The sequence below is a fragment of the Wolbachia endosymbiont of Nomada ferruginata genome (assembly GCF_001675785.1).
Taxonomy (GTDB): Bacteria; Pseudomonadota; Alphaproteobacteria; order Rickettsiales; family Anaplasmataceae; genus Wolbachia; species Wolbachia pipientis.
Window position 1 is genome coordinate 4,282 of the sequence record NZ_LYUY01000045.1, and the last position, 6,532, is coordinate 10,813.

Annotated in this window: 3 protein-coding genes and 1 pseudogene; 2 read left to right on the forward strand and 2 right to left on the reverse strand. The window is 33.3% G+C overall.

Going from position 1 to position 6,532, the window contains the following annotated elements:
* Both BA053_RS08030 and BA053_RS03520 read left to right on the forward strand, forming a co-directional pair.
* Positions 1-448, forward strand: a pseudogene (locus tag BA053_RS08030) (helicase RepA family protein); the annotation flags it as partial.
* Positions 449-483: 35 nt separating this feature from the next.
* Positions 484-2,565, forward strand: a complete 2,082-nt coding sequence (locus BA053_RS03520) for an AAA family ATPase (RefSeq protein WP_082942377.1) — start codon at positions 484-486, stop codon at positions 2,563-2,565.
* Between the two features lie 1,228 nt (positions 2,566-3,793).
* Here BA053_RS03520 and BA053_RS03525 read toward each other — a convergent pair.
* Both BA053_RS03525 and BA053_RS03530 read right to left on the reverse strand, forming a co-directional pair.
* On the reverse strand, positions 3,794-4,909 hold the full coding sequence (locus tag BA053_RS03525) for a hypothetical protein (RefSeq protein ID WP_065106762.1): 1,116 nt from the start codon (positions 4,907-4,909) through the stop codon (positions 3,794-3,796).
* Positions 4,875-6,107 (reverse strand): hypothetical protein, encoded by a 1,233-nt coding sequence (locus tag BA053_RS03530; protein WP_065106763.1) that lies wholly within the window; start codon positions 6,105-6,107, stop codon positions 4,875-4,877. The genes BA053_RS03525 and BA053_RS03530 overlap by 35 nt, the downstream gene beginning before the upstream one ends.
* Between the last annotated feature and the right edge of the window lie 425 nt (positions 6,108-6,532).

Consider the following 6,532-nt stretch of genomic DNA (forward strand, 5'->3'; position numbering starts at 1 on the left):
CAAGAAAATCCTTGATGAAGGAACAGAAAACTTAGTTATTACTAAAAAAGTACAGTTAACTTTGAATGTGGAAAAAATAAAGGAAATTATGTCGGAAAATCTCGATGTAAAAACAGTTGATCTTATAGTAATAGACTCTGTTTTTGATTATAGGAGTATGATCTCTTTTCTGCAAAATAGTATTGATGAACTACGCTCTATAACTAATCCTACGGCTGGAGTAATAGTTACACATTACACAAAAAAAGTGTCAACAACCACGTTAAAAAAGAATCCATTTCAAGCATTGAGTGGTGCTAATGTTTTAAGAAGTTTATATACATCTGGAGTAATGATATTTAGGCCAGAAAGGAATACTCTGCAATTGATGTACGAACTTAAAAACGGCAAACCAATACCAACAAAATTCATAAACATGGTTAACGGACGCTGGATAGCCACAGCTTAACCAAATTTCTAAACTTTAAATATATTGGAGATTTTATGGGTATCTATTGTGATTTTAATACTGCAGCTCCACGAAAAAATGCACCGTTAGTAGAAAAAGAACAACTTAAAGCTCAGCTTCTGTTAAATATCAGATCATGCCTTTCATATCTATTACCAAGAGGAACTTTTCGTGGTGATAAGTTTTATGTAGGCAATGTACAAGGTGATAAAGGAAAGAGTCTAGTAGTAGAATTAAGTGGTAGTGAAGCTGGCCTATGGCATGATTTTGCAACAGGAGAAGGTGGTGACATTATCGACCTTTGGGCGGGAGTAAATAGAAAAAGTACAAGAATAGAGTTTCCTGAAGTAATGGCTTCTATAGCTGAGTGGCTTGGTCATTTCAAAACTTCAAGTAGTCCAACTGCATATTGGGATTATTACGGTGAAAACGGCCAAGCTATTGTTAGAATCTATCGTTACGATGATGATAATGGGAAGCGATATCTTCCTTTTGATATAAAAAAGTCCGACTTTGGTGCACCGAAGATAAGGCCACTCTATAATATTCCAGGTATTTTGAAGTCCGATAAAGTTATTCTTGTTGAAGGAGAAAAATGTGCAGAAGCGCTGATAGAGAAAGGAATAACTGCAACAACAGCAATGTCTGGAGCAAATGCACCTATTGAAAAAACAGATTGGACTCCACTTAAAGGTAAACACATTATTATATGGCCAGATAATGATGAAGCAGGTAAGAAATACGCTGAAAAATCTGCTATGAAACTTACTTGTCTTGGAGTTGAAGAACTTTGCATTTTGGAAATACCTAAAGATAAACCAAAGGGTTGGGACGCTGCTGATTGCATGAAAGAAGGTGTAAATGTTAAAGAGTTCATCCTTAGTACAAAAAAGGCTCCTTCAAAAAAATCGTTGAGAATAGATACCAGAGCTTGGGCTAATATTGCTCCAGAAAGAGAATGGATTGTTAAAGATTGGCTTCCTATTGGAAGTGTTACGGCTCTCTACGGTGATGGTGGTATGGGAAAGTCTCTACTTGCTCAACAACTAATGACAGCAGCGAGCACAGGTAAATCTTGGTTGGGAATGGAAATTGAGCAGATGAAGACATATGGTGTATTTTGTGAAGATGATACAGAAGAGCTGTGGCGAAGACAGTGTGCTATAAATAGATTATATCAGTTAGATATGGAATCCTGTGACTTTCATGATAATATTGGCTTTTTATCGAGAGTGTGGAAAGATAATCTACTCATGATATTTGATAACAAAGATATAGGTAAATTAACTCATTGCTTTGAAGAATTACTTGAAGATATTAAATTGTTTCAACCAAAGCTAGTAGTTTTAGATACAGCAGCAGACTTATTTGGTGGCAATGAAAACAATCGCTCTCATGTGAGACAATTTATTCAAAGTTGTTGTGGAAAAATAGTGAAAGTAATAAAAGGAGCTGTATTATTATGTGCTCATCCTTCTGATTCAGGAATAATACGTAAAACAGGTACAGGTGGTTCAACTGCGTGGAATAATACAGTAAGATCTCGTTGGTACTTGTCAAAGCCAGATAAAGCTGATGCTTCTGGTAATGAACGAGTACTTTGCCGTAAGAAGTCAAATTATTCTGCATCTAACGAAGAAAAGATTTCATTTTATTGGCATAACGGTGCGTTTGTACAATCTGATGATACATTAAATTCAGAAAGAATAGTAAGGTCTAGCTATAATACTAAATTGGATTTAGAACGTCTAAGAAGATGTGATATAATTTTAGAGTTAATCTCTAATGAAGCGTATAGAGGAGAAGTATATACTGCAGCTAGCTTTGCAAAGTGTTTTGAAGGAAAGTTCGGACTTGGTAGTGATCGTAGCATTCGTGAAAGAATTAGTAATCTTGCAATGATAGGTCATATAAAATTTTTCAAGAAGTGTGATGAATATGGATTATCAAACACAAGATCGAAGCATGGTTACCTATGTGTAAAAGACATGGAGCTAAAAATTGCTGAAAATCAGTATGTATTGGTAAAACCAGATTACTATCTTGTACCAAACAATGGAGCGACTCTACCTGTGGAAAATAGGGATGTATGGGTCTTACATAACTCTGAGAAATAATATGGGAAAGATAATATACAATGTTAATTATTATTAGTATAATGAAAATATAATGTTACTCAATCTTCATTATAGATAACATCTATAGGAAAGCTAAAGAAGCAAATAGCCTCTTTATAGATAGCAAACGAATTAGGGGTCTGAAACAAAAATTTTTTGGAAGTAAATACCCATTCAACAAAATAGCAAAGTAAATACAAATGCTAAAAAGATAATTATAGAACAGATATAAACATGTCTGGCAAGCCTTTTAAAAATATCTGAAAATTTGAATATAGTAGGACTAAGGAATTAAAGAGAGGAGAGAAAATACTATTTCAATGAGCTGCTTGAGAAAGATCAGGACCTAGGAGCACAGATTATACCAAAAATTTCCAAATTATTATCTTTTACCAAATGCAGTTAACAGCTAAAAACCAAGAAATGTATAACATTGCAAAAGGAGATAGTAGAATTATATATTAAGTTGGCAAGATGGCAAGTTGGCAAACTGAAGAATCTGCCATTCTACCAACTTAAAATTGATAAAAATATAAGAAAATCAGTAGCTTAGAAAAAGTAATAAGTTGGTAGAATGGCAGAAAGTTGCCAACTTGAAATATGTTCCAAAGTTCCCTTCTATGGCTGATTTGAGCAAGTTGGCAGAATGGCAGATTCCTTTATATATATAATATATTACATATTAGTAGTATGTAATATATCTATTGTGATTATTAGCACAGAAGCAGTTGAAGAAAAATTCATCTTGATAACAGTCTATTTTTTTAATTCCTATTTTTAATGCTTTTTAGAGTAATTATACCACTTGGTGGACCCAAATTTATAGGTTTAACCCAAAGAACTCTTGTAAACTACATTAAAAACCCAATGAGGGGCATGTGTAGCTTAACTCAATAGAAAACCTTGTGCAGCCATATCACGTTTTATTTTAGCTGTAAAGACTTAAGAAAAAACAAAAGCCTGAAAGAGACAAAAAACATACCTTATCTACAATAGGTGAATACTGTTTTTAGCAGGCTTGCATGGTGCCATTTTGGAAATCTCAACGAGTGAATCTTCTTTGAAGGAAAAAATTTGTCAATGCAAGGCAATATGAAGAGCAGTTAAAGCACCTATGCTGCAGGTGATATAAAACCAAAAGCTACTAGCCCTGCTCCAACTGTAAAATGGGAACTGGGAAACTATTTATAGGTGATTTGAACCGGAGAGACTTTAATCTACTAAAAACTTAACGAACTACTTTTATCAGCACAGTGAAAGGGTTAATACGGTAGCCATAATCTTTACGCGATGATCCAGGCCAACCAACTGTTTGAATCACATCATTACGTTCGATGTTTAATCCTAACTTTTTAGCTAAGGTGGTTTTTATTGTTCTTTGGATTGTGTTTAGTGGTTTTCTGATGTGATGTTCTGGATCTGCTTCTGGATCAAGATTTAGGCGCTTTTCTATTTCAGTTATGCTAAGCAACATGTGTTTTTCAGGAGGTAATTCTTTTTTACAATCATGCAAAAATTGTTCAAATAATATGCGAAAAACCTTCATACATGCTACAGCTTTCTTATTTAGAATCTCTATATTGTTTACGTAAAGTGAGCCTTCTACCAATTGTAACTCTAGTAATTCTTTCTCTCTAGCAGGTTCAATTTGCTCAAGTGAAGTATGTAAAATTTGCATTGAAGTATTTGGTATGAACTCTAGTACTCCTCTTTGTGCTGCTTCTTGGAATACTTCAATTAACGTCTTATGCTGAAAGAAAAGGTCAACCATTTTTACTATGGGCAAATCAAGAGGTATGTTTGATGGATTTTTTCTCAGTATTATTAATACAGTTGGATTAGCTTTAAGCTTATCTATCGTTAAGAATGTTGGATTGGTGCAAAAATCAAGTATGATTAAACTTACAATCTTACCTTGTCCACCAACATGATAAACTCCACTTTCCACTTTTTGCCACATGAAATGCGTATTACTTAGCTGACCTTCAAACCAATTCATAAATTTCTCTGGGTTTAAATATGCAGATAAGCGGTGAAATCTTTGCTTCTTGTAGGTATTAGGTAAAATATCACGGTTGCAATTTTCACAAATTATATTATCGCATGCTTCGTTAAAGTTCTCATCAATGAAAATCTCATTGTTACAGTATGGATCAACTATATTTGGCCAATCTAATTTATCTTGTCTATGAGAGCAGATAATATAGGCCCTCTCTTGCATCTTAATTAATTCAAGATTCGACAAATACCTTGCTGCTTCGATATAATTTTGATTTGGATTAACCCAAGAGCTGCCAGAATTAAGAAGATCAGAGATTTGCTCTTGGCAAGATTGTAAGACCATAAAATTGTTTCATGTATGCTTTAAAATCCTCTCTTTCCTTTTTATTCAACGGATATTCAGAGTAGTAAATTGCTATGTGCTCATCACTTCGCTTAAAAAATAATCCTATCTTTTTGCCTTGAAATATTATCTTCATCAATTCAATAGATTTTAGTATATCACCAATAGAAGGGTGTAAAATATAGAGCTCAGATGCAATAGGATCATGTGGTATAACGGTTAAAGTAATGCAAGTGTTGCTATATTTAAAACGATTTGACTGAAATTTTAACTCAAAAGTGAATATATTTGAATCAGAGCCATCAACACAAACTTTAATGAATTTATATACTTGCTCTGCAAAGTTTTTATCCTGCGCGTTTACAAAAACACATTCAGAGCTAAAATAACGACTTGCAATGCTATTTGCTATCTCTGTAGCTTGATCAATATTTTTGGCAGTAAGATCTACTTGAGTACCATTAACTAGAAAATCCAAAATCATCCAATCTGGCTTATGACCATGAATAACCTTATTTGAGTTTAGTAGTAAATCTATACCACTAGCTCTACGAACTAATACATATAAACGATTTTGATGGTAGAAGAAACCTTGTAATTGATTTTCAAAACCGTCATTGCGTTTAATGTCGTCTTCTTTCAGTATCTGCACTATGGTTTCCTGAGAGATGAAGTCTTTAAATGGAACATTTGGTTGTCGTGGTGTCTTTTGAAGAGCAAATGATACAGAACCTTTTCTTTGTATTTTTTCAAAGTGATAGACAGACTTTAAAAGGTTGTGATCTACATGAAACAATAGAAATAACAAAGACTTTTTGTCGTATTTATTGTTACCTTTTAGAAGGTAGGATTTCATGAGTTCCTCAGTCAATGCAGATCTTGCAATTTCACTGACAGTAGCTTCAAGCTTTGCACGTTCAAAACAGCTAATCAGGTAATAAATAACTAGAGAGTCTAAATGTTTAGCAATCACTTTACGTTTATATTGTATGGATGTGTTATCGTAGTCTTGATCATCAAAGAGTTGACCATTTAGCTTGTCTTTAAAGCAGTGTTGAAAGATAACACTTAACTGCCTACCAGAAAGTGAATTCATCCAAGAATGACGGACTTCTGTATTGTGAAAACGCTCAAGTAAGTAGTTAACTGGTACTTCTAAATCATCTTCCCAGAATTTACGGTTTGGGTAAACGTTCATAAGAAATTAGCTAAGCTACGTTAGCATAATAGATTAATTACACTGTTAAGATAGAAATCTGAAAGCCTTGACCAATAATTATACAATGCTTGTTTACTGATTTTTAACCAAGTTTTTTTCTAAAAAGTTTATTTAAGAAGAAGATTTTTTGGACAAAAATTTTCCAAATCCTGAATATATATTATATAAGCTTAAAACTTTATGATAAAAGCAATCCAAGAACAGAGTATGGAAATCTCTTTCAAATAAAATTGCTACTTAAAGCAGATAACAATTTGAAAAGATGTATGAAACCAGATAACAATGAAATCTTATTTTATGAGACAGAAGATGGAAAGGTACATATAGAGGTCAGGTTTGAAAATGACAATCTGTGGCTTACACAAAAACATATAGCTGAGCTATTTGGTTGTTCAAGTGATAAT